Genomic DNA, 24,013 nt, shown 5'->3' on the forward strand with positions numbered 1-24,013 from the left:
GGTGTTAAACAAAAAAAATCTTTATTTCTTGTGTGTGAGGGGGGCCGCCCACCACAACCACAACTGTAATACTTTTCAGAACTTGTTTTTTAGAACTTGTTTTTAGAACTTTTTTTGGGACTGTATTAAGTCTCTTTTAAGGATGCTGCTTTTTTCTTTTTGTGTTTTTTCCACATGTCTTCGGCTGCTCCGGATCCTAGAATTACTCCAGCTACGATAAGGATGAGTCCTAGGAAATGACGGTAGTTTAGTATTTCATTTAGGAAGATAGCCGATAATATCAATGAAAATAACGGATTTAAATTCATAAATATAGCAGCCTTTGTTGCACCTGCTTTACCTACTGCGTAGTTGTACATAAGGTGTCCAATTGCTGTACTGACAACTGCAGAAGCTAAAAACAACCACCAAAATAAAGGTGTTGTATCTGCAAATGCGTAGAAGCCTCTTGGTTCTTGCACTAAGCTGATGGCGGTTAAAACAACTGCACCAATCAGTAACATATAGGCGGTCAGCAATCTTGGATCGAGCGTTCTCGCAGCTTTGCTTACGACCATATAGCTTAGCACTTGCGCTAAAATAGCGAGGAAGACATAGAAATCTCCAAGATTAGCTCCGCTTGATTGGCCCCCTCCTACTAGGATGGAAACAGTTACGCCAGCTAGACCTAGTAAGAGACCAAGCCACTGAAATCTTGATGGGAAATACTTTAGTATAATCGCCCCTGAAATGGCTGTCAGCATTGGTCCTGTCCCCAAGATCAGACCTCCGTGAGTTCCACTTGTGATGGCGAGACCCATGTTTAAAAAATAATGATGAAGCACGACATTTGTGAGCGCCCCGATTAATATATATTTCCATTCTAGTTTCGTTGGTAATCGCAGGAGATTCATTTTCCATAAAATAACTACCACTACTAGTCCTGCTGTTAGAACTCGAAAAGCCGTCAGTGTGACTGGGGGTACTACTGTTACTAAATATTTAAGTATCGGTAGGTTTGCTCCCCAAACGAACATGACGAACACGAGCATTAAGTATATATTCAATTGCTTCATTTGAGGAACTCCTTTTTAAAATTGGTATTTTGTTTTCTTAATTAGTAAACTGCATGCTACATAAGCGAATAGCGATAAGATAACTGGTACGACGACCGTGTGTACACCGAATAGATTGCCGTTTGCTTGATTATAAAAATGTAACGCAATATAAGAAACAATTCCTGTAATCATCGATGCAATCGCTCCGTATTTATTACCGTAAGACCAATAAAGACCGAGTACGACCGGCCAAATAAAGGCAGCTTCCAAACCACCGAACGCGAAGAGATTCAAGAAAATAAGTAATTCGGGAGGGTTCAATGCTAATAAAAACACAACTGATCCTAAAAGAGTCGTCACTCCAAAGCTTAGATTTTTGACCATTTTCTCACTTGCATTCGGATTCATATAGTTGATATAAACATCCTTTACTATAGAAGAACTCACTAATATAAGTAGGGAGTCAACCGTCGACATGATTGCTGCAAGTGGTGCAGCCAAAACAATCCCTGCAAGCCAAGCGGGAAGGACCTTTAGTGCCACAAGCGGGATCACCGTATCTGGAACTTCTACACCAGGTAAAATAGTGCGTGAAAAAATGCCGATTAAATGCATATTTAACATAATAAATCCAGTAACAATCGTTCCAATGACAAGTGCTCTGTGCATGGAGCGAGTGTTTTTATATGACATTGCACGCACTGCCATTTGTGGGAGGCCAACTACTCCTACTCCAACAAGTATCCAAAAGGAGGACACATACGCAGCGGATAAATTTCCTTCATTGCCGTATGGCGTCACCAGATTTGGATTTTCAGCTAGTAGGTCCTGCATAATATTTGGTACACCGCCTCCAGCGATGATAACGGCAATTAATAAAATCAACGTCCCAATAACCATTACCCCGCCTTGCACAGCGTCGGTCACCGCCACTGCACGGAAACCTCCGATTACGACATAAACGAGTACGGACACCGCAAAAATAAATAATGCTGTTGTATATTTCATACCAGTCAATGATTCGATTAAGCGACCACCACCGACCCATTGTGCTGTCATTGCTGAAAATAAAAAGATAATCATACTGATTGCAGCAAGCAACACAACAGCTGTGCTGTTATAACGAACTTTTAGAAAATCAATCAACGTGATGGCATTATACCGACGAGCTAAAATCGCAAACTTCTTCCCTAAAATTAACAGTACAAAATAACCTGTAACGACCTGCGTCATCGCAAGTAAAACCCAACCAAAGCCCATCGTATATGCCGTTCCTGGTCCCCCAAGAAAACTCGAAGCACTTCCATACGTAGCGACCATCGTCATTGCCAGCACAAAGCCACCAAGCTCTCGTCCACCTAAAAAGTACTCCTGCAGAAATCCTCCCGTAGACGATTCAATCTTTTTGCTAGACCAAAATCCGATGAAAAAAATGATTGCGAGAAAAACAATAAGAGGAATAATGACGCCAAGATTCATAGCTCATCCCCCTCTTCTTCAAACGAAACATCCTTCAAAACGAATTTCGCCAACACTATAACCGTCAGACATATAAGAATAAAACCGACAATACAGCTATAGAAAAACCAATCCGGGAAACCAAGAATATATGTATACTCTTCCACTGGTCGTGACCCAAGCCCATAAGCAAAGCCAAACCACCATATAAAGTGAGCGATTGCAAGCCCTACCCCTATTAGTGCTTCCCGATGTGCAATTTTAAATCTAGGATCCATCTTCCCATCCACCCCTATAATATCGAATCATTACTTTAGTATAGCGAAGTTAAACGAACTTGTTAACAAGTAAACACCATAAACTTAGCCTCACTAACTATTACAGGTGTGTGGATGGTGCCTGGAGTGTTACTGGTGCCAGGCACCAGTAACACTCCAGTAACATTCCTGTAACACTACGAGCCAGTCAAATATAACACAAAAAATAAAACAATCGTGAAAGTTGAAACTTTCACGATTGTTTGAACTAACATGAATGTTTGGGTGCCAGGCACCTGCAACATACTTGTCATATATCTCTATTTACTTATAGGTCAAGTATCTGAGATAATCTTTCCAACTGACTGCTTTGATGCTGTTCCATGTTGGAAGTTCCATTGGGAATGGCAAGAATGCGGTTGATTCGTCTCGTTTTGGTTCCGCATTCAATAACACCACGTTATTCTCTAATCCTTCTGATAGAATAGCATATTGTTTTAAATCAAAAGGTATTGTTACTGGAGTACGCACGATACGACCTTCGTTTGTTAATGTGTATATTTCTGCTTTTTGCTTCGCTTTGTTTAGTAGCCATGTGGATTTTACTTTCACTGCATTTTCTACTTCATCCGTGGTGATGACGGAGTTTATGTTTGCAGCGAATGGCAATTCTTTCGGCTGTTCATTTAATTGAATACGTACTTCGTATAGTGGTTCTTGAGTTTTATTTTCAAATTGTTTGTATGCTTTTAGCCACTCTGATTTGTTGGCTGGCACTGCGGATTTCGTAAGTATGCTACCTTCTGCCATGCCTTCTTGATGAGTAGAGTAGTTCATAACTTTTTGGCCTTCCATGATCTCGTGCCATTCTTCTTCATTTACGAATGTGAGCACCGACTTTTCATTCGGATAAATACTAATGAAATAAAGTCCATCTCGCTCTTCTATGCTCGCAACGTTTCCATCTATTGGACTTAGTAATGCGAGATCCCCTGTTTCTTGACTCAGTTGTGTATTGACAATTTGTAGCTTGCGATCAACTTCCGCGAGTTTTTGTTCGGCTTCTGCGATTGCTTGTGCAAAATTCCCATCTTGAGGAACATTCACATCTACTTGTACATTGACATCAATTACGTCATCGGCCGTCGTCCCAGTTGTGGAGCCTTCTCCAAAAGAAGTAGCGTCCGATCCAGCACGTTCGGATTCAAGTGAGCTGATAATTTGTTGAAGTTGAGATTGTTCCTGCATATATGCTTGCTGTTCTGCTTCCCAAAGAGCACGCTGGTTATCAGCAGATTCTGTTTTTAATTTCGCCAGTTCTACTCCTTGTTGAACTATATCACCTTCAGCAACCGTGAAATCACTGACTGCCTCTGCTTCAATTGTAACAATCGTTTCTTTCGCCGGAACTATGACCGATTCCTTTTCCATTTCTTGCGCATACGTATTTGCCTGGGCTCTATCGTATTCCTCTATATAATAGCTTCGAGCTAATTGACTTTTATTTGAAAATAAAAGAATGGCATTTGCTGCAATGAAAGTTGAGACAATTATCGCTATACCTATTGTAAATCCCTTACTCATGCGGATTGCCCCCCTTCAAAAAAAGTTTCAAATGGGATTACACTGAACCCTGCTGAAATGAGGGCAAGTACGATTTGTATCGCTATTATAATAATTAATAGTTTACGAGTCGACATTTCTGTAAATGCACGCAGAAAATGGAACTGAATCGCAATGATCAGTCCAGTGATTAGCGTTAGATGATTAAAGAAATGAATGAAAAATTCATTATCTAGGAACGTTGCTGCCAATGGTCCGAATGATAAAATGGAGAAATCAGTTGTGTAGCCAACGATAGCATAAATGAAAAAGTTAAGTGCTTTTTCGAGTAATAATAATGCGACGACGAACAATTGCAAAACCGCCACTTTAGATAAATCAATACTAGTTATTTTATGTAAGAGAAAAGCGATTCCAAAAAAGTGAAACGCCATATATAGAATCGACCAAATGATTACACCAATTAAGGAAATTATTCTCGCCACCGAGTAGGTGTCCTCGTATCCGTTCGCGAAAATGGAGGTGAGTGCTTCCGTATGCATTCCCCATATATCTCGAAGTGCGAACAGGAGAACACCTAAAAGTGCGACAAACCAAACTCTTTTCTCAAAGTTACGCATCGTTGTAGTCTTGAGAGATTCTATTAATTCATTTCTGTTGAAAAGATATTTCCAAAACCGAAATTCAAAAAACATTCCTTTGTTCCCCCTCTATGGTTGAACAGTTACTTCCACATAAGCACCGTTTTTCATCGCAGTCCCATTTTTCGGTTGAAAAGTAGGATGGATGAGTAGTAAGTATGCTGCTCCTTTTTCTAATGGTGCATTTGGTTTTACAACGAACTGCTTTGGTGATTTTTGACTAATCGTTATAGGCACTCCGTTTGTTTCACCGAGCTTTACTAACTCCATATTTTTTTGGTCCTTATTAGCTTTTATTTCCTTTGAAAATGTAACTGTAAATTCTTTTGATGCTGGTATGTTTGATAAAGTGCGAATTTTTTTATATGTTTTATTCGTTTCTAAAATGGTGTCTAAGTGTGCTTTGGTAAGCTCTTTCTCCGCTTCCGTCACTACATTTGGAGTGACACCTGTTTTATTGATAATTGTTCCTTTTGGTCCAGTAAAAGTTGCCACTGTCAGCTTTAAAAAAGATCCATCCGACAATTCATAAAATGTCTGCATTGTTCCTTTTCCATAAGTTTTTTGACCATAAAGTATTGCTGATTTTTGATCAAGTAAAGCTGCTGCCGTCATTTCTGAAGCACTTGCACTATAGCCATTTACAAGAACCTTTGTATTTTTGGGAAATAAAGAAGCGTGCTCTACAGATTCCACAATACCAGACTGACCCCTTGTTTCAAGATAATATGCATGCGGACTATTTGGGAACAAACCAATAAGTTCCTCAGCAGTAGGCACATACCCCCCGCCATTATTTGTTAAATCTAGAATAAAAGAAGTAGCCCCTTGCTTTTGCAAAGCATTCTTTGCATCTTGAACGAGTTTCGCTCCATTTTCGGAGAAAGAATTAATTGCGATATAACCAGTATTTCCATAAAGTAATTTCTTTGTCACAACAGGAACATGGAATTTTTTGCGTGTTAACGTATACGATTCTTTTTTATTCGTTTCTTTTAAAACGACTAAATGAACCGTAGTTCCTTCTTTACCTGTTATGAGTGATGAAGCTTGTTGAATAGACATTTTCTCAGTAGAAGTACCGTCTACCTCTAAAATAATGTCCCCCGATACAATACCTGCGCCACTAGCGGCTCCTCCATCAAACGTGTTGACAACATGAATCCCAATTTCATGCTCTTCAATGACAACACCGATTCCAGTGGTCGTATTATTGATCGAGTTCGAAAACGCTTCAAATTCTTCCTTTGTAAAATATGTAGAATAAGGATCCAATTGATTCATTATGTCATCAATTGAAGTGGCACTTTGCAGATTAGCAGGAATTTCTCCCTTATATTCCTCACGCACAATTTGCTTCACTTCATCGAGTGGAGCACCAAGAGCGGAAACTGGAGCAACTAACATACTAATAACCATTAGAATAATTGCAAAACCAGAAAACCTCTTCATTTCATTTCCCCCTTTTAAAGCTTATAAACCTATCATAACCGAAAATCTACCATCTTGCCCTAAATTATTACAGATATATTACGGAAAAAACATTTGATATAAGAAATCCACTCAATAGAAGCACACAAGATACAACATATTCCAAATTATCAGTGTTTATTACAGGGATGTTACTGGTGCCTGGCACTAGTAACATCCCTGTAATAATAAATGAGCCTCAAAACCTAAGTATCTATAGAAATAAAAACAATCGTGAAATGTTGTTCTTCACGATTGTTTAGTGTGTTATGTGATTTTAGGTTTTGCTTAGAAGCGAGGTGGTCTATTGTTTTAATAATTGCAAGATAGATTGGGCTTGTTGCATGTGGAGTCTTAGAACATATTGGCCAGCTTGCATTAAGATATTAGCTTTTGTTAACGCCATCATTTCTTTTGCAATGTCCGCATCTCGTATACGAGACTCTGCTGCTGTTAAATTTTCTTCCATATTTACTGCGTTATTATATGCATGTTCCAGTCGATTCGTATAAGCACCCATGCGCGAACGTTCACTAGAAACTTTATTAATCGCTTTATCTAGTTCTCCAATCGCTTCATCTGCTTTTTCTCTCGTTGAAATCGAAAGATCACTAACTCCTATGCTCACTGCTCCCATATTTCCAACTGTTAGTTCGATGTGTTGTCCTGCATTTGCTCCTGCTTGAATTTTTAATGAACCTTGGGAGCCATCGAGTAGTTTTTTCGTATTAAATTCGGTATCTGTAGATATTCTAGTAATTTCTTTTTTTAATTCCTCAAACTCGATGCCTAGTTGTTCTCGATCATTGTCTGTTAAAGTATCATTAGCAGCTTGGACACTAAGCTCTCGCATTCTTTGTAAGATGGAGTGGGTTTCATTTAACGCACCCTCTGCTGTTTGCACAAGTGATATCCCATCTTGAATATTTCTCGCTGCTTGTCCGAGACCACGAATCTGTGCCCACATTTTCTCGGATATGGCTAAACCTGCTGGATCATCTGCAGCACGATTAATACGGTATCCAGAAGTTATTCGCTCCATGGACTTATTTGCAATTGCCCACTGGGCGTTCATGTTTCTGATTATAGACAATCCAGTAGAGTTCCACATTCCAAGCATCTGACCATCCCCCAAAGCCCCTTTTTGTAAATATCGTCTTCTTCCAAATATTTTCAAGTTTTCTAGTGAATTTATTACAGGTTTGTTACTGGTGCCTGGCACCAGTAACAAACCTGTAATAAACCCGAGATAATGTTTAGTTTTGAGGATTATATTTAACTTTTATTGGGTAGACTATTGAAAATTATATTTATATTATTTTCGCATTTATAAATTAGCGATATTTCCCGGGAAATCAACAAAAATGGGGGACAAATGACATGAAAAACGACAAGTTCTTCGGCTTAAGCTGGGGGGATATTTTGTTTGGATTATTTGGTTCGAGCGCTTTCGTATTATTTCTCTACTTTTTTACTTCTATTTAACTTTTTTAACCACATAAAAACACCTATCGAAATTACCTTGTTTCGTTAGGTGTTTTTTATTTGACTATTAGGTTCAAAGGAAGCCTCCTCCATCAATGTTCTTTATTTCTTGGATTTCATGGAATAATGCTTCATTTCTATGGAGCAAAGAGTAATCAATCATTCTTTCATAGTTTTCTTGCTCTAGTTGTTGGATGATTTCTTCAGCACCCGCTATTGTAGTTGAGGCAGAGTCTTTATTTGTGGCTTCAATGATCGATAGTAGGTGTATGTGAATATCAGAAACAAGTAATAGCTGATAAAGTGGAAGACGTATGAATCGGTTTCCTTTTTGGAAAACAAATACTTCGGCCAAATTCTCTACTTGCATCGACGTAGCATTTACAATTATTTCTTTTCCTTCTACAGGTATAAAGTGAAATAATTCTTCCTCTTTTCGAATGGAAAAGTATTGATAGGCAAACACTAATTTAATTCTTCCAGCCTCGTGCTTTGTATAAAATGGTTTCATTAACTGTACTAGTAACATTACATCCCCTCCCTCATGTTTAGAATTTTCTGATTACTATTAGTTTATCATATTTTTGAATTTACGTGTAGTTCAAAACACAAAAAGCGAACACATTATTATGTATTCGCACTTCCTATTTTTTGATTTTATTTAAATGATAAGACCTTTGCAGGCTTAGGTCTATTTTTTCCCGACCCATAGAGTAAGTAGCCTACTTTTCGTTCATTAAAGTGAACAGCAAATGTTTGAAATACTTTTTGAAGAATAACTGATTCTGGAGGTATTTCTTCACTTTCTAAGTAAAAGGAAAGTATTTTAGTTTTGAAGTTTAGATGTAAATCATAAATTGTAAAATCTTCTGCTACTATTTGTTCTATACGTGTCGTTTCTTGAGTAGGATAACCGATAAAATACTTAATATTTCTTGTTTTAACACCGACTATTTTTACTTCCTCTAACCACTTTGGTCGTTCATGATCTAGAAAATCAAGCAATGAAGGTATGTAAAACTGTATTTTATTTACACCACTCACTTCCTTCCTCTATGTATTTTTACCTAATATTAACATCATTGTAATAGGATGTATGTCATCTTTATACCTTATTAATTGCATCGTTTTATTAATATCGCTAATTTGGCGATTTTTCTATCTCTCTTTCATTAATTAGATATTCTAGGTTCAATGATAAGGGGGTATAATGATGCCTTTTCATGAACATATTCGTGAATATCGGGAACAATTAGAGATAACACAAATCGAGGCAGCTGATCGTTTAAACATTGATCACTCGGTTTTATCTAAATATGAATTAGGTAAGTTAGCGATTCCCCTAGATTTATTGCCAGACATTCGAAGAGTCTACGCCATTCCTAAAGAAAAATTTGTTGATATGCTGGAAGACAACCGTAGTAAAAGTAAAAATCCTGGCTTAGAGGCTAGAGAAAACAAGATTCGTTATGCTGCAGCACTACAAAATGAATACATGCCTTATATTATCAATTCAAAGGAGTTTCGCCTTTTTATGTCTAAATTAAATGCTCTAGACAAAAAAGCTGCAAAGAAACTTTTAACTGAAGTCAATAAAAAATAATTAAAGCTTATGCTAAGCATTCTGCAATTGTGGAATTATAATAGCATAAGCTTTTTTTGCTGATATTGTTGAATAATTAGGTGTCCTACATAAGGTATAAATTGTTTATTGGAAATTGGTCTCGTTCACTGAGGAATTGGTCTCTCTTTGCCGGATAAAGTCTGTCATTCTAGTCAGTGGCTATCTCATGTGAAGTTATCTCTTTATTATAAGAAATGGTCGCTGTTCGCACTAAATTGGTCTCGCTTCTACCAAGAATAGTCTCGCTTAGCGGCAAATTGGTCTCGCACGCATAGGAATTGGTCTCGTTCTGCCGGATAATGTTTAATTATTGAAATTTATTCCAGTCATTTTAGTCAGTGGCTATCTCATATGAAGTTAACTCTTTATTATAAGAAATGGTCTCGGTTCTCACTGAATTGGTCTCGCTCCCACCTTGATTAGTCTCGCTTAATGGTAAATTGGTCTCGCTCACGGAGGAATTGGTCTCGTTCTGCCGGATAATGTCTCATTAAAGAAAATTATTACAGTTATTTTAGTCAGTGGATATCTCACATGAAGAAGTTAACTCTGGTACTCCGCTTTCTCCTCTCCAACTCAATCACAACTTCAATTATCTCATCTTTTTGGATAGCTTTTGAGCTATGCCTTTTAATAATGGCCATTTATACGTATAATGGAAGGAAAGCCTTTTTTCTTAGGAGAGATTTATTTGAACCTTACTTCTTCCCAAAAACTAGCAAGTCATTATAAAAAGAATATTGAGGAGTCCATGCAGACGTTTGAGAAGAAGTTTCATCCCGCCATTTTAGAGGATGAGGAGCTCATTCGTCGTGCTGCCTTTTTTGTACGTAACAATGCTGTGCTTGTGACGAATTTTTATCCGCAGGATCATCGGGTGGATTTTATCGTGCGAGATGTCAGCAGTATAGAGGTTTCTTACAATATTTTAGAAAATACTTTTCACTGTCCGTGTCCCATGCATAAGCCATGTCGACATATTGTAGCGGCAGTTTTTTATTTGTATCAGCAAAATGATTCATTGTCTAATTGGATTTCCAATTGGCGTTCTACTACGGATCAGGCCCAATTGAAGCTACTCAGAGACGAGCGAAGTCCGAGAAGCTGGGATATTATGATTGAGAACTTTTTCCGTAAATTTATTTCCAGTTATCCACCGAATAGCTTTTATTTATTGGAGTTTGCGGTGCATGATTTACAAGCACAAATTCGTAAGTCGCGACCTTTTGAACGGGAATGGCAGCCAATCTTCGATGTGTATGTAAACTTTGTCGTCTTAATGAAGGTGTGGCCATATCTGGAACCTTTTGCTGAGTCCAATATGCGCAATCGCGTGCTTCATTTTCTAAACGAATATGTAGAGGACTTAGATGATTCATTGTCTCAACTTGCTTCAAAGCCAAGATTATTTGCTGCCGATGCATTTTACGATGAATTAATGAAGCGTGTACGTCATTTCTATTTTGAGATGGAGACACTGATGAGTTATCGAAAGCATGTCTATTTGTCATTTTGGGATGCCCTGGTGGTAGATAAGGTGACTCGTGAAAAGGAAGTAGCTTATTTGCAGGCACTTGATAAAACAGAAGATGATATTCCTTTAAATATGGTCCTTCCTTATTTTTATCTCACTTTGTCCCGAATGGACGATTTAATAAAAGCGGCTGAACAAATGGAAACTGTTCAGCTGTTGGAATGGGTCGAAGTGTGCGAGAAGGCACTACATTCTTCCAATAAAGAACTCGCTTATCAGCTTGCTCGAAAGTTATTGCCACACATACCTTCTTATTTAAATGAATATGCCCAAAATCCATCAAGAGTGATGTTAATTCGTAGATTGGAATTGCTTTTTGATGCGATTCAATTAGACACAAATGAAATGGAGACGCTTTATCAATCATTTGGCCTTTATGGAGTTCAGGCGTATTCAAATTTATTAATAAAAGAAAAACGCTATCAGGACTGGATGGCTCTGCATCATTCTGCTAATTCGTCACTGGAGTATGCCGAAGCATGTGGACTTCTCATTGTAAAAGAAGAAGCGCCTGAGGTATTATTGCCTCTCTACCATCATTATGCGATGCGTTTCCTATTGGAAAAAAACCGTTATAGCTATAAACAAGCGGTTCGAATTTGGAAGAAAATGAAGCAAATAGCGAAAAAAACAAATGCCACGGATTATTGGAACCAATATGTAGATACTATTCGTGAAAAATATCGTCGTCTACGTGCATTACAACAAGAAATAGAGAAAGGAAACTTGCCTTTATGATACAGCCTTTATCTATTACAAAAGAGCTTCCCTTGAAAATTAATGTGACAGAAAATGGGAACTTCCGCTTAATGTCTATCGGTACATCAGCTGAACAGTGGGTTCCTTCCTTATACATCGATCACCGCCAAAGTTTTTTTGGACTGCAAGCACAAATCGAAGAGAATGCTCTGATTGCAACTCCCGTGGAGATGATGGAGATTTTCTCAGGAAAGGCCCATCCTTTTATATCATTTACAGGTGAAAATCATGATTCTAATGAGTGGCTTCGAACTTTTAAAGAAGCGGCAACTACTTGGTCTTCTCCTGATTTATGGAACCAGCTTAATATAGATGGAGTTAACATTGAAGTTAATGCACCACTCGAAGAAAAAGGAAAAATACTTATTGCAAATGCTGTCAAACAAAAGCTTTTTCAAGCAGGTCTTGCAATGGAGGATGTCCCATCCCTTGTTCCCTTCTTCCAGCAAGGTGGATGGCCGATTAAATCACAGGCAACTCATCCAAGTTTAATGGTTGCAATACGTTTATCCGAGCCAGAAGAATTTGATGATACTTGGTTGTTGGAAACCGTTGTTCGTGGAAAAAAGAGCAGTGTTTACTGGACACCTTCTTTTCGGAAAAAGTCTTTACCAATTAAGGATGCTTTGCCGGATAAATGGAATACTTTTAGTGAATATATTGCTGAGACACAAGCGAAAATCTTCTCGCTAATTTCTTCTATTGATCCATCCAACCTAGACATTTTCTTTACTTCTCCATTGGCAGATGAGGAAGTACGTGTCTTTCTTAGAGATGACTTAGTGAAATTACAGGCGCTTGGATTCGAGGTCATTCTTCCTGCTTGGTTGAAGGCAGTGAAAGAAACGAAAATGCGTGTTAAAACGATTGCTCAAACAGCAAATACGTACAAAACAGCTGCTGGTCTTAATGAGATATTAAAATTTAACTGGAGCTTTTCTTTAAATGGTCAAGAAATTTCTCCAGAGGATTTCCAAACGCTTGTGAATGAAAACCGTTCATATATTCAAGCAGGCAATGAATGGTTCCGTATTGATGCTGCATGGATGCATGAAATAAGAGAATTAATGAAGAAATCAGAAGATGAAAACTGGACCGTCAAGGAGCTTTTATTCCGAGAGATTCCAGAAGAAATAGCGCTCGCTTTAGATGATGATAATGATCAAGCGAATGAAGATCCTCTATTCGAATTTGAAATGCAAAAATCTTTGAAGTCATTGATGGATCAGTTATCTGAGAAAAAAGGATTTCCAGAAATCCCAATCTCCCCTAATTTGTTGACAACATTGCGTCCTTATCAACAACTAGGTCTTGACTGGCTAGTATTTATGCGAAATGAAAAATTTGGAGCTTGTTTGGCAGATGATATGGGACTTGGGAAAACAGTTCAGTTAATATCTTATTTGTTACATGTGCATGAAAAAGAAGAACAGCCTACTCCATCTTTAATAATCTGTCCTACTTCTGTTCTTGGAAACTGGCAAAAAGAGCTTGTAAAGTTTGCACCCTCTTTAAAAGTACAGACACATTATGGATCTGGCCGTACGAAAGAAATTGATATGACAGCTGATGTTGTCATCACCACTTTTGGTACTGCAATGCAAGATATCGAGTCTTTGGAAGAAATAGTTTGGGCTAGCGTCACATTGGATGAAGCTCAAAATATTAAAAATATGCATACAAAACAATCACGTGCTATTCGTAAACTAAATGGTGCACACCATATTGCGCTAACTGGGACACCTGTTGAAAACAGATTGTCTGAGTTATGGTCAATTTTTGATTTTATTCATAAAGGATATTTAGGCTCTTTCCGTAAGTTCCAGGAAAATTACATTGTACCGATTGAACGTGATAATTCAGAATCCATTAAGCACAAACTACGTGTAAAAATTCAGCCATTCTTATTAAGAAGAACGAAGCAAGATCCAGAGCTACTTCTTAATTTGCCTGAAAAACTGGAACAACGAGAATATTGTGCGCTAACAACCGAGCAGGCTGCTCTATATGAATCACTTATACAAGAAACGGTTAGTAAACTCGATACACTTAGCGGTTTCGAGAAAAAAGGACTTATATTGAAAATGTTAAGCAAGCTTAAACAGCTTTGTAATCACCCTTCCCTTTATTTAAAGGAGCCATTTGATAATGCAGAAGATATGCTCGATCGATCGGAGAAACTCGCACGTATCGTAACGATGGCGGGAGAAATCGCAGCTAGTGGAGAACAGTGTTTAATCTTTACGCAATATATTGGAATGGGCCACTTGATACAGCATTGCCTAACAGAGCTCTATGATATTGATGCTCCATTCTTAACAGGTAGTATGCCAAAAAATCAACGAGATCATCTTGTTGAAGCTTTCCAAGCCAAAGAGTTTCCAGTCTTCCTATTATCATTAAAAGCAGGTGGAACCGGATTAAATTTAACCGCGGCAAGCCATGTATTACATGCCGATCGCTGGTGGAATCCTGCTGTTGAAAATCAAGCAACGGACCGTGCATACCGTATTGGCCAAACGAACTTTGTCCATGTGCATAAATTTATAACCATCGGTACAATTGAAGAAAAAATTGACAAGCTGCTTGTTGAGAAGCAAGCATTGTCGGAAGAATTAATCCATTCGAGCCAATGGATTACCGAAATGTCAGATTCGGATATACAGGATTTATTGACGTTATCGATTTAACTGGGAGTGAAAGTTCACATTGGTCTCGATTTTTCATAAATTGGTCTCGACTTTTTGAAAATAGTCTCGGTTTCTTAATTGTTGGTCTCGGTTATCACTTAATTGGTCTCGAAGTGCCATTTATTGGTTAAATGCTTCTTAAATTTTTGAAAAACTAAAACCTGACCGCGCTTCTTCGGTCAGGTTTTTCTCTCTTGATTCAGCGATAATGCGTGCGGTCTGTTAAGTATTTATACTGGAAGTTGATTTGTATGTGATGTTGGAAATTCGAAGTCTGATTCTACTTTCTTTTCGTGTTGCGGAATTGGTTCTTGATCATCCCGTTTCTTCGTTACTAAAAATCGGATGTCCTCCACAACTACTTCTGTTACGAATACCCTCCCTTCTCCTTTTTCATATGACCTTGTATTAAGCCTACCTGTTATCCCGACAAGTGAGCCTTTCCCACAATACTTTACGGTCGTTTCCGCGAGCTTTCCCCAAATCGTGCATAGCACAAAGTCCGCTTCATCTGTTTTATATCCCTTATTTACTGCAATAACAAAACTAGTTTGTAGTCTTCCTTCAGTTAAATATTTGAGCTGTGGAGCTTTTGTCATTCGTCCGATTAATGAAACTGTATTCACCATTTCACCTCCTTCTATTTGATTAGCTCCATCATAAAGCTATTCCAAATTGTTAGCAAAAGTCGAAAATGGCATTTTAAGCTCGTTTTTTCATTCAAAATGCGATTATTGATCAATTAATTTTCTCGAAACCTTCTTAATACGCGCTTTGTCAAAATCAAAAATGGAAATTTCGTATTTTCTTAATTTCTTTTTCAAATGAGTTCAGACTATCCGTGTCTCCTTCGTATGTTATAATATGGTTTAATTAAATCCTTCATAAGGAGAATGCAGATGAAAACATTTAAAATGATTTCGATTGATCTTATTCGCGAAGATGAGGTAGTTTCAATTCCTCTTGAGGATGGTATTGTGATCAATCAAGAAAATACAAGCCGTTCTTGGATATTGGAACTTTTTATTGATAAAAAATATGAAAATATTTTTCAAGAATTGCAATCAACGAATGAGCTCCTGAATGTGCAGGTTATTATTTCTTATCCTGAAAACGAGCCAGCTAATTTTGAAGTCGTTACCTACTCAGTGAAAGAAATTGGACAACATATTTCGGTATTATTAAAAGGAACATTGAAGCATGGCCGAAGAAAATATGCGGAGTCGCTACTTTCAGAATTGATACAAGAAGGGCTAACTGGAGAAGAGCTTTTAGCCAAATTTGAAAAAGATATGAAAATAAGACCAAACCTTAAGAAGGATCAAATAAAAAAAGGCTGACTCAATGGAGTCAGCACTTTTTAATTAATAGTTTTTCTCCTTTATGTCTTGCTTAATCGTTTGCCTTGCTTCGTTGTTTGCACCTTTCATTTCAGGAACTACAGTTTCAGGAACTACAGTTTCATTAACACCATTAAAACCATTCGTGTGGTTTGGAACTGTATCTTGGTAACCATTGTTTGTCCCATTTGTTCCACCTGTCCCATTCATTCCGTTTGGTCCTGTTGTCCCACCATAACCGTTAGTACCATTGTTATTCCAGTTAGGTGTCAAGTTGTCCCCACCTCGCTGAACATCTTCTAATGGTGTGTTATTATAGTTAGGAGCAGCACCTTCATTTCGGTTATTACATCCAACTAATAAGAGAGCACTCATTGCTACTGCAGGAACGGCTTTTCTCCACATAAATGAATTCCTCCTTTTTATGTTCATCACAAGGTTACAAGATGGGAGAGACTATCCCATGGCAATATTGGCTGGGTAAAACATTACTTTTTAAGATATTTTTTTATTTAGTTAATCATTTTCCGTTGATTGTTCCATCCATGTTATTGTTGTTATTGTTGTTAATGCCATTATTTCCGTTGATGCCATTGTTTCTGTTGTTGTCGTTGTCTCCGATTTTGCCATCGTTACCGTGGTCAACGTTATCATTAAGGTCTAAATCGTTACGGTTATTAGTATTTGTTCCACCCATACCATGTCCGTTTGTACCATTATAATTGTTATTATTCCCGCCAGGTGTGACATTGTTCACTCCCTCTCGAACTTCTTGCATTGGAGTTTCATTATCGTTTGGAACTCCATTATTGTTATTACATCCAACTAATAATAATGCACTCAATGCTACAGCAGGAACGGCTTTTTTCCACATAAAAAAATTCCTCCTTTCTGGATATTGTTCATCACACTATGGTGACTTACAATAGGTTATCCAGGAAAGGAAGGAACTATCCTATGGCAATAATGCCTGTTTTTTACTTCGTTATTTCTTTTACTTTTTGTTTTGTCGTTTGACCATTATAGTTGTTTGCGTTCGGAACAGTCTCGTCATTTACTCCATTATTAGTACCGGTACCCGCACCACCATTATAGCCAGCCGGATTGTTGTTTAGGCCATTATTATTGTAATTGTCGTTGGCATTAGTTCCACCTGTTCCATTTATTCCGTTGCGATTGTTATTGTTCATATTTGGTGTAAGGTCATTCACACCTTCTCGAACTTCTTGCATAGGTGTTTCAGTTTTATTCGGAGCTGCATTATCGTTATTATTACATCCCACCAATAAAAATGAGCTTAATGCTACAACTGGAACAGCTTTTTTCCACATTAAAAATTCCTCCTTTCTGGATTATGTTCATCACACTATGGTGACTAACAATAGATTGCTCCGGAAAGGAAAGAAGTATCCTATGGCAATAAAACCTGTTTTTTCATTTCTTTAATGACCTACACCTTTCAGAAGGTATTACTTCGTTATTTCTTTTATCTTTTGTTTATACATTTGACCTGAATCGTTATTTACATTCGGAACTAAGTCTTCATTGATACCTTAACCATTGTTATCATACACATCATGTGTGAGGTCGTTTACATTCTCATGAAATTCTTCCATCGGTGTTTCGTTATTATTCGGAGCTGCATTATTATTGTAATTACAACCAACCAATAAGAAGGAACTCATTGCTAATGTAAGAACGACTTTTTTCCACATAAAAAAAATCCTCCTTTCTGGATTATGTTCATCACACATGGTGATTTACGATAGATTGTCCAGGAAAGGAAGGAAGTATTCCGTGGCATTAATGCCGTTTTTTCATTGAAATATGAAAGAAGTATATCCCTCTCTTAAAGCGGGATACTATTATTGATTCTCTACTACTGGTCCTAAAGCGAAAAGGATGTCAGCTTCACAAACAAGTTCACCGTCTACTGTTGCGATTCCGTGTCCTTTACCCATCGCTCCACGTAGTTTAACTAGTTCTACTTCTAATTTTAATTGATCACCCGGTTTAACTTGGCGTTTAAATCTGCAATTATCGATACCAGTGAAAAAAGCGAGTCTTCCTTTATTTTCAGGAATTTGTAGAACTGCTACTGCTCCAACTTGTGCTAAAGCCTCTACTATTAATACTCCTGGCATTACTGGGTACCCCGGGAAATGCCCATTAAAAAATTCTTCATTGATTGTCACATTTTTAAGACCAACTGCTCGTTTTCCTTCTTCTACTTCAAGAATTCGATCAATCATTAAAAATGGATAACGATGAGGTAAAATTGCTTGTACTTGCTCTGTTGTTAACATGGTTTCCCTCCGGTATTCACTATTTGCCGTCTTTTATATCAAAAATATGCTGATACGTTTCCCATTTAAGTGCATCTTTCGCTGATCCTTCTCCAAGAACCCCGTACCCTACCATTAAACCAGCTGCAGCTGCTCCACCAAGGAGAGCGATGACTATTAGTATACGCAGCCATATAGGGAACATGCGAATTTGAACCCAATTGAATTTTTTCGTTTCAGTTTCGGCTTCTTTAGCTTTTTCTATCTTTCGTTGTTGTCTGCCAGAAATTTTAACTTCTTCTGTCATGAGTCCAACTCCTTACGGATAAGACTATCTTATCCCATTTATTAATCCAAGCATTTGGTCTGCAATCGTTATTGATCTTGCACTGAACTGATATGAACGTTGAGCTGTCATCAACTCGGTCATCTCTTTTGACATATCCACATTGGACATTTCCAATACTTGATTCGTTAACGCTATCTCCCCACGACCAGCACCTTGAAGATCAGTTATCACATCTTGTGCATTTACACCTAACTCGGCCAAATTATTTGGCAAAGCAATGTACGTTTCAGAAAGCTGCTCCATTAGCTGAGGTTTTTGTAAAACCGAAACCGCTAATTCTCTTTGGACAGTAGTACCATCTGGATAATTTGCTGTTAGTACACCAGATTCGTTTACCGAAAAGCTTGATACGTTCTCTGGAATCGTAATTGCTTGTCCTTCTGCATCCGCAACTGGATAACCATCTCCTGTAACAAGCATTAAGTTACCATTTTCCATAGGAGAAACATAAAATGCACCTTGACGGGTATAAGCCGTTTGCTGCCCATCTTCACCATTTGGCATTAAAACATTAAAATATTGCTTTGGTTCCTGAAAAGCAAAATCTAAATCACGACCTGTCGATTGGAGACTTCCTTGCTTCCAGTTCATCGACGCCTGTGCAAGCGACGCTCCGACACCATAACGGATTCCCACTGGAGATTGTCGGTCCACTTTGTCTAATTTGTCATTATTAAATTGTTGGTATAGAAGCTCTTGAAATTTAACATCTTTTGCTTTATAGCCATGGGTATTGGAGTTCGCAAGATTGTTTCCGATAATATCTATTTGACTTTGAAGCTGTGACATTGTGTTCGTAGCTGTAACCATTGTACGTAGCATTTATGAGTGCCTCCTCTAAAAATTAGAAAGAAGAATGAATTTTACTTGTCTAGCTTTAGGCTCCTACGGAAAGCTCGTCGCAGAAGAACTTTGCCACGGCAAACTTTCTACTGCCGCATTTCTAATTCACGCGTCCTACTTCATTCACTGCTTTTTGCATACTTTGGTCGTATGCTTGCAGTACTTTTTGATTTGCTTCAAAAGCACGGTATGCTGTTAACATTTCCGTCATCGTTTTAGCAGAATCTACATTGGAACGTTCGATATATCCTTGTTGCATCGAAAAACTAACGTTTTCCGTATCGTAAGCAGAAGGCAAGTTTGTGCCGTCCGCTGTTTTAAATAAACCATTGTCTTGTTTGATCAAAGTTTCAGGCTGAGAAGCAAAGGAAACACCGATTTGCCCGATAGCCGCATCATTCACATAAATCTGCCCATCACCTGCAACCCGGAAATCATCATTTTGAAGCTGAATACGTTGCCCGTTTGAATCGAGAATATATAACCCTTGAGGATTTGTTAAAAATCCTTCTGCATCTAATGTGAAGCTCCCATTACGAGTGTACGCTTCTCCTTCCACTGGATGCTGTAAACGATAAAAAATGGCACCTGTTTGCCCCGTTTCTGCATCTTCAGGTAGTAAACCATCAATCAATGAAATATCCGTATTTAAGCCAGTTTCTTGAAGCTGACCTTGCTGCATTAAAGCGATTGTTTCTTGCATATATACTCCAGTGCTTACTGCTCCAACACCTGTTGCATACTTCCCGTTGATAGGGGCTTCAGTTGGTATATTAGAAGGTCCTAATTTGGATAAAAACATTTCTGGGAAAGATCTAATTACGGATTGATCGGCTTTATATCCAGGCGTATTTGCATTTGCCATATTATTTGTAAGTAATTCCGTTCTACGCTGTTGCGCAATCATTCCGGATGCAACTGTATGAAATCCACGAAACATTAGAAGGCCTCCACTCTTTTGTCCAGCTGCAACAACAGCTAGTTATCTTCTTGAGATTTTATCAATATTATCTAACATGATTCCCGTGCCTATTGCTACACAATCCATAGGGTGCTCAGCTACAAATACTGGAACTTTCAATTCTTCTACTAGAAGATGATCCATTCCATGTAAAAGTGCTCCCCCACCAGTAATGATTACGCCACGGTCAATTATATCGGCCGATAATTCAGGCGGAGTCTTTTCTAGAACATTTTTTGCAGCTTGTACAATAACTGAAACTGATTCGCGTAACGCTTTTTCAATTTCTTCTGAACGAATGGTAATCGTTCTTGGAAGACCAGTCACCATATCACGGCCACGAATATCCATCTCTTCATGACGGCTATTTGGGAATACTGTACCGATCGTAATTTTAATGTTTTCCGCTGTACGTTCCCCTATTAAGAGCTTGTACTCTTTTTTAATGTATTGAAGGATGTCATTATCGAAAACATCTCCGGCAATTTTAATAGATTCAGAAGTAACGATGTCTCCCATCGAAAGTACAGCTACATCAGTTGTACCCCCACCGATATCGACAACCATATTACCGCTTGGTTGGAAAATATCCATCCCTGCTCCAATTGCAGCAACTTTAGGTTCCTCTTCCAAATACACTTTTTTACCGCCCGATTTTTCTGCTGCTTCTCGAATTGCTTTCTGTTCTACACTTGTAATGTTTGTAGGACAACAAATTAAAATGCGAGGCTTAGATAGAAATCCTTTTACGTTTAATTTGTTAATAAAATGCTTTAGCATGGCTTCTGTCACATCAAAATCAGCAATTACTCCATCTTTTAGTGGACGAATAGCTACGATATTTCCTGGTGTTCTACCTACCATTTGACGTGCTTCTTCTCCAACTGCAAGCACTCTGTTTGAACTTTTATCTATAGCAACAACGGATGGTTCGTTTAAAACAATCCCTTTACCTTTTACATGAATTAATACGTTCGCTGTACCTAAGTCAATTCCTATATCCTTCGCAAACATTACCAATGTTTCTCCTTCCCTGCCTAAACCTTTTTATATGTATAATTCCATACGTCTCTAACTTATAATTTTAACACAGTTTTGACATAAAAACACTTTTTTTATTGACAAATAAACCCCTACTATTCTCCCTGTTTTTGTTATTTATACATTTTTCGAAGTAATTTAATAGTTCCTTGTGACTAGTTCTATATCAATTGAGTAACGGAATTAATTTCTAGTTAAACAGTCCGTTCGGAAGAGTGATTAAAAATGTTCTAGCAGTGATTATTATTATGAGTTAGCTAGTTTTGTTTGGAATTATTTTACTCAATATGTTACGAATTGTCAGAACGAGACCAGTTCAGTGACAAGCGAGACCAATCACAGCCTAACCGAGATCAATTTCATTTTAACCAAGACCATTTCCATGCTAACCAAGACCATTTCTCACAATAAAGAATCTACTTCTATATTAAACAGGAACACTTCTTTATTTCATTCAAAGAAAAAAGCCGTGATTGTTACAAATCACGACCTTTCCCATCTTCCTTTTTAGTTTTCCATTTTCGTTTCGTTGCCTCTCCACCGCGTAAATGCCTGACCGATTTATGATACGCAAGTATTTCTTTGACCTCTTTTGCCATTTGAGGATCCACTAAATGGAGCCTCTCCGTCAAGTCCTTATGAACAGTGCTTTTAGAGTGTCCGGTCGTGCTCGCGATGGCACGGACAGTTTTCTTTGTTTCAATTACCATTTCACCTAAACGTATGCATCTATGACGTATCGTTTCGTGCACTAACTCTTCCTTTCGTTAGTAAAGGAACACTTTCCATCACTTTATGCATTCGTAAAGGTTTTTATGAATTCCAAATTCGACCTGGGGAATTTACTTCAGCAAAACGCAGAAAAGACTACATCGAATTTATTCAATGTAGTCCCAACGATCATCCTCTGAAGGCTCTAGCCAACCAAGATGCTTAGTACTCAGGCGTCGCCAGAGTTCCCCAATAAAATACTTTTCTCACATAAGATTTAAAACGCTAGTAATGATTCCGGATTGATGAGGATACCCTCTTCGTTATAAACTTCAAATTGCAAGTGAACACCTGCAGTAGGGTTCCATTCATTTTCAGATGAAGTTGCAAGTGCTTGTCCTTGCTCCACAACATCTCCTACTTTTACTAGAATGCCAGTGACAGAGCGATATTTTGTTTGCATACCATTTGCATGAGATAAGACGATTTCATCTCCTACAAAAGGATCTACATTGACTTCTTCAACTTTTCCACTCATAGCTGCAACAACTTCGAATGGTTCTCCATTCATCGACAGGGATACACCCGTATTTGCTACGTATGTTTGATTGAACACGAGTAATGATTTTTCACGTGTCGCTTCGTCTGCTTCCATGTCATAATAGTGCTGTACGATTTCCATGCTATCCAACAAAGTTTCTTTGAAAGGATATTTCATAGATTCTGCTTGTGCATTCGTTTCGATAGTTACTTTGTCTTTACCAGCATCGGTCCATTTAGACTCCCCTGCTGTATCCGTGTCAACAAACACGTTGTACCCCCAAATCATTCCAACGAATGCTACCGAAAACCCCGCATAAATTAGTGGCCAAAACCACGGTTTCTTCGGATTTTTATTCTTCTGAGAAGGCTTGTTTGATTGTTCTTCTCTCATTTTCATCACCTCAATTGCTATTCTTTGCATTTGAAGGAGATTTTAAACATGTTAAAAAACTTTTTATTTTTGTTCCTTTATAATAGTGAAGGAGAATGTCGTGAGCACCTACTGAATTGTGGGCCAGTACCTCTGCGCCATACTGGCTCATTCCAACTCCATGTCCATATCCGACCGTATCTACTATCACTTTATCATTCTTAAAAGTAACTTCGAAATCCGTTGATGGTAATCCCAATAATGTACGAACTTCACGACCTGTCCATGTTTTGCCATTCATTTGAACAGACTCTACTCGATCAGAATCCGTCTTCGTCACTTGAAATGTTTTCACTATACTTTCAGACCATTGCAATCCAAAAGCATTTGCCCATTCACTCTTTGTATACTCAAACTGCTTATTTACATTTGGTGCAAATAGCTCTTCCTCTTTACTAGGAACAGAAACTAAATACGGAATCGTATATCCGCTATAATTTTCTGCGCTCTCTGTTTGTCCATTACTAGTCGAAAAGAACATTGCAGTGATTAGCTGGTCCTTATAAACAATAATTTCTCCTTCAGTAGAAGCGACAACATCACGGAGTTTTTCCTCATATTCTTCGAAGGATGCTCCCCATTTTTTCTTACGCTCTTCTTCGCTTGCATACACTTGCTTCTGAACCGTTTTGTCAATAGGTGTTTCCCCATAATTCGTCTCGCGCAACACATACGTCCGAGCAGCAATAGATTGTGCTTTTAAAGCCTCTTCATGAAAGGAAATTGGCATCTCCGCAGCTACAACTCCTAAAACGTACGTTTCGAGAGGAATTTTCTGTTGTTCCCCTTTCACTTCGATTAGTATTGGACATTCAATTTCAAAATCTAGTTCCAATGCAGGTGGTGATTTTGCGTCATGCTTTTCTTTGATTAATAAGAACGGTAATAACAAGAGGCATATGACAATGAATAATAAGAGTATGTTTTGTTTCATAGAGGTACTATATGCGGGAGCTAGAGGGAAAATGAACAAGCTGTATTAAAGGTGATAT

The 24,013-nt window shown here is 38.0% G+C and carries 26 protein-coding genes; 4 read left to right on the plus strand and 22 right to left on the minus strand.

The window, feature by feature from the left end; translation table 11 throughout:
* Positions 1-125: 125 nt before the first annotated feature.
* From WAX74_RS04250 to WAX74_RS04290, 9 genes are all read right to left on the minus strand, one after another.
* Positions 126-1,055: a DMT family transporter gene (locus WAX74_RS04250; protein ID WP_336496416.1), complete on the minus strand. Its 930-nt coding sequence runs from the start codon at positions 1,053-1,055 to the stop codon at positions 126-128.
* Positions 1,056-1,070: 15 nt separating this feature from the next.
* On the minus strand, positions 1,071-2,516 hold the full coding sequence (gene panF / locus WAX74_RS04255; protein WP_336496417.1) for a sodium/pantothenate symporter: 1,446 nt from the start codon (positions 2,514-2,516) through the stop codon (positions 1,071-1,073).
* Positions 2,513-2,773 carry a YhdT family protein gene (locus WAX74_RS04260; protein WP_336496418.1) on the minus strand — a complete coding sequence of 87 codons (261 nt, stop codon included), beginning with the start codon at positions 2,771-2,773 and terminating at the stop codon, positions 2,513-2,515. The genes panF and WAX74_RS04260 overlap by 4 nt, the downstream gene beginning before the upstream one ends.
* 303 nt (positions 2,774-3,076) lie before the next feature.
* Positions 3,077-4,336 (minus strand): efflux RND transporter periplasmic adaptor subunit, encoded by a 1,260-nt coding sequence (locus WAX74_RS04265; protein ID WP_336496419.1) that lies wholly within the window; start codon positions 4,334-4,336, stop codon positions 3,077-3,079.
* The gene (locus tag WAX74_RS04270; protein WP_336496420.1) at positions 4,333-5,010 is read right to left on the minus strand and encodes a hypothetical protein; all 678 of its coding nucleotides are present in this window, start codon (positions 5,008-5,010) and stop codon (positions 4,333-4,335) included. Before WAX74_RS04270 ends, WAX74_RS04265 begins: the two co-directional genes overlap by 4 nt.
* 15 nt (positions 5,011-5,025) lie before the next feature.
* Positions 5,026-6,408: a S41 family peptidase gene (locus WAX74_RS04275; protein ID WP_336496421.1), complete on the minus strand. Its 1,383-nt coding sequence runs from the start codon at positions 6,406-6,408 to the stop codon at positions 5,026-5,028.
* A 322-nt stretch (positions 6,409-6,730) separates the two neighbouring features.
* The gene (locus WAX74_RS04280; RefSeq protein WP_336496422.1) at positions 6,731-7,546 is read right to left on the minus strand and encodes a flagellin N-terminal helical domain-containing protein; all 816 of its coding nucleotides are present in this window, start codon (positions 7,544-7,546) and stop codon (positions 6,731-6,733) included.
* Positions 7,547-7,984: 438 nt separating this feature from the next.
* Positions 7,985-8,440 carry a transcriptional regulator gene (locus tag WAX74_RS04285; protein WP_336496423.1) on the minus strand — a complete coding sequence of 152 codons (456 nt, stop codon included), beginning with the start codon at positions 8,438-8,440 and terminating at the stop codon, positions 7,985-7,987.
* A gap of 128 nt (positions 8,441-8,568) precedes the next feature.
* A complete protein-coding gene (locus tag WAX74_RS04290) occupies positions 8,569-8,955 on the minus strand; it encodes a hypothetical protein (RefSeq protein WP_336496424.1) in 387 nt (128 codons plus the stop codon).
* Between the two features lie 166 nt (positions 8,956-9,121).
* On the opposite strand from WAX74_RS04290, the gene WAX74_RS04295 reads away from it, so the two are divergent.
* From WAX74_RS04295 to WAX74_RS04305, 3 genes are all read left to right on the plus strand, one after another.
* Positions 9,122-9,514, plus strand: a complete 393-nt coding sequence (locus WAX74_RS04295) for a helix-turn-helix domain-containing protein (RefSeq protein ID WP_336496425.1) — start codon at positions 9,122-9,124, stop codon at positions 9,512-9,514.
* Positions 9,515-10,226: 712 nt separating this feature from the next.
* The gene (locus WAX74_RS04300; protein ID WP_336496426.1) at positions 10,227-11,807 is read left to right on the plus strand and encodes a hypothetical protein; all 1,581 of its coding nucleotides are present in this window, start codon (positions 10,227-10,229) and stop codon (positions 11,805-11,807) included.
* Positions 11,804-14,518 carry a DEAD/DEAH box helicase gene (locus tag WAX74_RS04305; RefSeq protein ID WP_336496427.1) on the plus strand — a complete coding sequence of 905 codons (2,715 nt, stop codon included), beginning with the start codon at positions 11,804-11,806 and terminating at the stop codon, positions 14,516-14,518. The genes WAX74_RS04300 and WAX74_RS04305 overlap by 4 nt, the downstream gene beginning before the upstream one ends.
* Positions 14,519-14,748: 230 nt before the next feature.
* Here the strand turns inward: WAX74_RS04305 and WAX74_RS04310 are convergent, their stop codons facing one another.
* Entirely contained in the window at positions 14,749-15,147 is a 399-nt protein-coding gene (locus WAX74_RS04310) for a single-stranded DNA-binding protein (protein ID WP_336496428.1), read from the minus strand.
* A 270-nt stretch (positions 15,148-15,417) separates the two neighbouring features.
* Between WAX74_RS04310 and WAX74_RS04315 the strand changes: the two genes are divergently transcribed.
* On the plus strand, positions 15,418-15,858 hold the full coding sequence (locus WAX74_RS04315) for a YwpF family protein (protein ID WP_336496429.1): 441 nt from the start codon (positions 15,418-15,420) through the stop codon (positions 15,856-15,858).
* A gap of 24 nt (positions 15,859-15,882) precedes the next feature.
* On the opposite strand, the gene WAX74_RS04320 is transcribed toward WAX74_RS04315, so the two are convergent.
* The 12 genes from WAX74_RS04320 to spoIID all read right to left on the minus strand — a co-directional run bounded on the left by WAX74_RS04320 (position 15,883) and on the right by spoIID (position 23,955).
* Positions 15,883-16,263, minus strand: coding sequence for a hypothetical protein (locus WAX74_RS04320; protein WP_336496430.1), 381 nt, complete (start codon positions 16,261-16,263; stop codon positions 15,883-15,885).
* A 115-nt stretch (positions 16,264-16,378) separates the two neighbouring features.
* Positions 16,379-16,732: a hypothetical protein gene (locus WAX74_RS04325; RefSeq protein ID WP_336496431.1), complete on the minus strand. Its 354-nt coding sequence runs from the start codon at positions 16,730-16,732 to the stop codon at positions 16,379-16,381.
* A gap of 103 nt (positions 16,733-16,835) precedes the next feature.
* Positions 16,836-17,189 (minus strand): hypothetical protein, encoded by a 354-nt coding sequence (locus WAX74_RS04330; protein ID WP_336496432.1) that lies wholly within the window; start codon positions 17,187-17,189, stop codon positions 16,836-16,838.
* 222 nt (positions 17,190-17,411) lie between these two features.
* On the minus strand, positions 17,412-17,573 hold the full coding sequence (locus WAX74_RS04335; protein WP_336496433.1) for a hypothetical protein: 162 nt from the start codon (positions 17,571-17,573) through the stop codon (positions 17,412-17,414).
* A 150-nt stretch (positions 17,574-17,723) separates the two neighbouring features.
* Positions 17,724-18,164 carry a 3-hydroxyacyl-ACP dehydratase FabZ gene (fabZ, locus tag WAX74_RS04340; protein WP_336496434.1) on the minus strand — a complete coding sequence of 147 codons (441 nt, stop codon included), beginning with the start codon at positions 18,162-18,164 and terminating at the stop codon, positions 17,724-17,726.
* 19 nt (positions 18,165-18,183) lie between these two features.
* Entirely contained in the window at positions 18,184-18,450 is a 267-nt protein-coding gene (locus WAX74_RS04345) for a DNA-directed RNA polymerase subunit beta (RefSeq protein ID WP_336496435.1), read from the minus strand.
* Positions 18,451-18,474: 24 nt separating this feature from the next.
* On the minus strand, positions 18,475-19,314 hold the full coding sequence (locus WAX74_RS04350; RefSeq protein ID WP_336496436.1) for a flagellar hook-basal body protein: 840 nt from the start codon (positions 19,312-19,314) through the stop codon (positions 18,475-18,477).
* Between the two features lie 121 nt (positions 19,315-19,435).
* On the minus strand, positions 19,436-20,275 hold the full coding sequence (locus tag WAX74_RS04355; RefSeq protein ID WP_336496437.1) for a flagellar hook-basal body protein: 840 nt from the start codon (positions 20,273-20,275) through the stop codon (positions 19,436-19,438).
* 42 nt (positions 20,276-20,317) lie between these two features.
* Positions 20,318-21,310 carry a rod shape-determining protein gene (gene mreB / locus WAX74_RS04360; RefSeq protein WP_336496438.1) on the minus strand — a complete coding sequence of 331 codons (993 nt, stop codon included), beginning with the start codon at positions 21,308-21,310 and terminating at the stop codon, positions 20,318-20,320.
* A gap of 503 nt (positions 21,311-21,813) precedes the next feature.
* Entirely contained in the window at positions 21,814-22,089 is a 276-nt protein-coding gene (locus WAX74_RS04365) for a sporulation transcriptional regulator SpoIIID (protein WP_336496439.1), read from the minus strand.
* A 236-nt stretch (positions 22,090-22,325) separates the two neighbouring features.
* A complete protein-coding gene (locus WAX74_RS04370; RefSeq protein ID WP_336496440.1) occupies positions 22,326-23,012 on the minus strand; it encodes a M23 family metallopeptidase in 687 nt (228 codons plus the stop codon).
* Positions 22,993-23,955: a stage II sporulation protein D gene (spoIID, locus tag WAX74_RS04375; protein ID WP_336496441.1), complete on the minus strand. Its 963-nt coding sequence runs from the start codon at positions 23,953-23,955 to the stop codon at positions 22,993-22,995. The genes WAX74_RS04370 and spoIID overlap by 20 nt, the downstream gene beginning before the upstream one ends.
* Between the last annotated feature and the right edge of the window lie 58 nt (positions 23,956-24,013).

The organism is Psychrobacillus mangrovi (assembly GCF_037104765.1).
GTDB classification, from domain to species: Bacteria; Bacillota; Bacilli; order Bacillales_A; family Planococcaceae; genus Psychrobacillus; species Psychrobacillus mangrovi.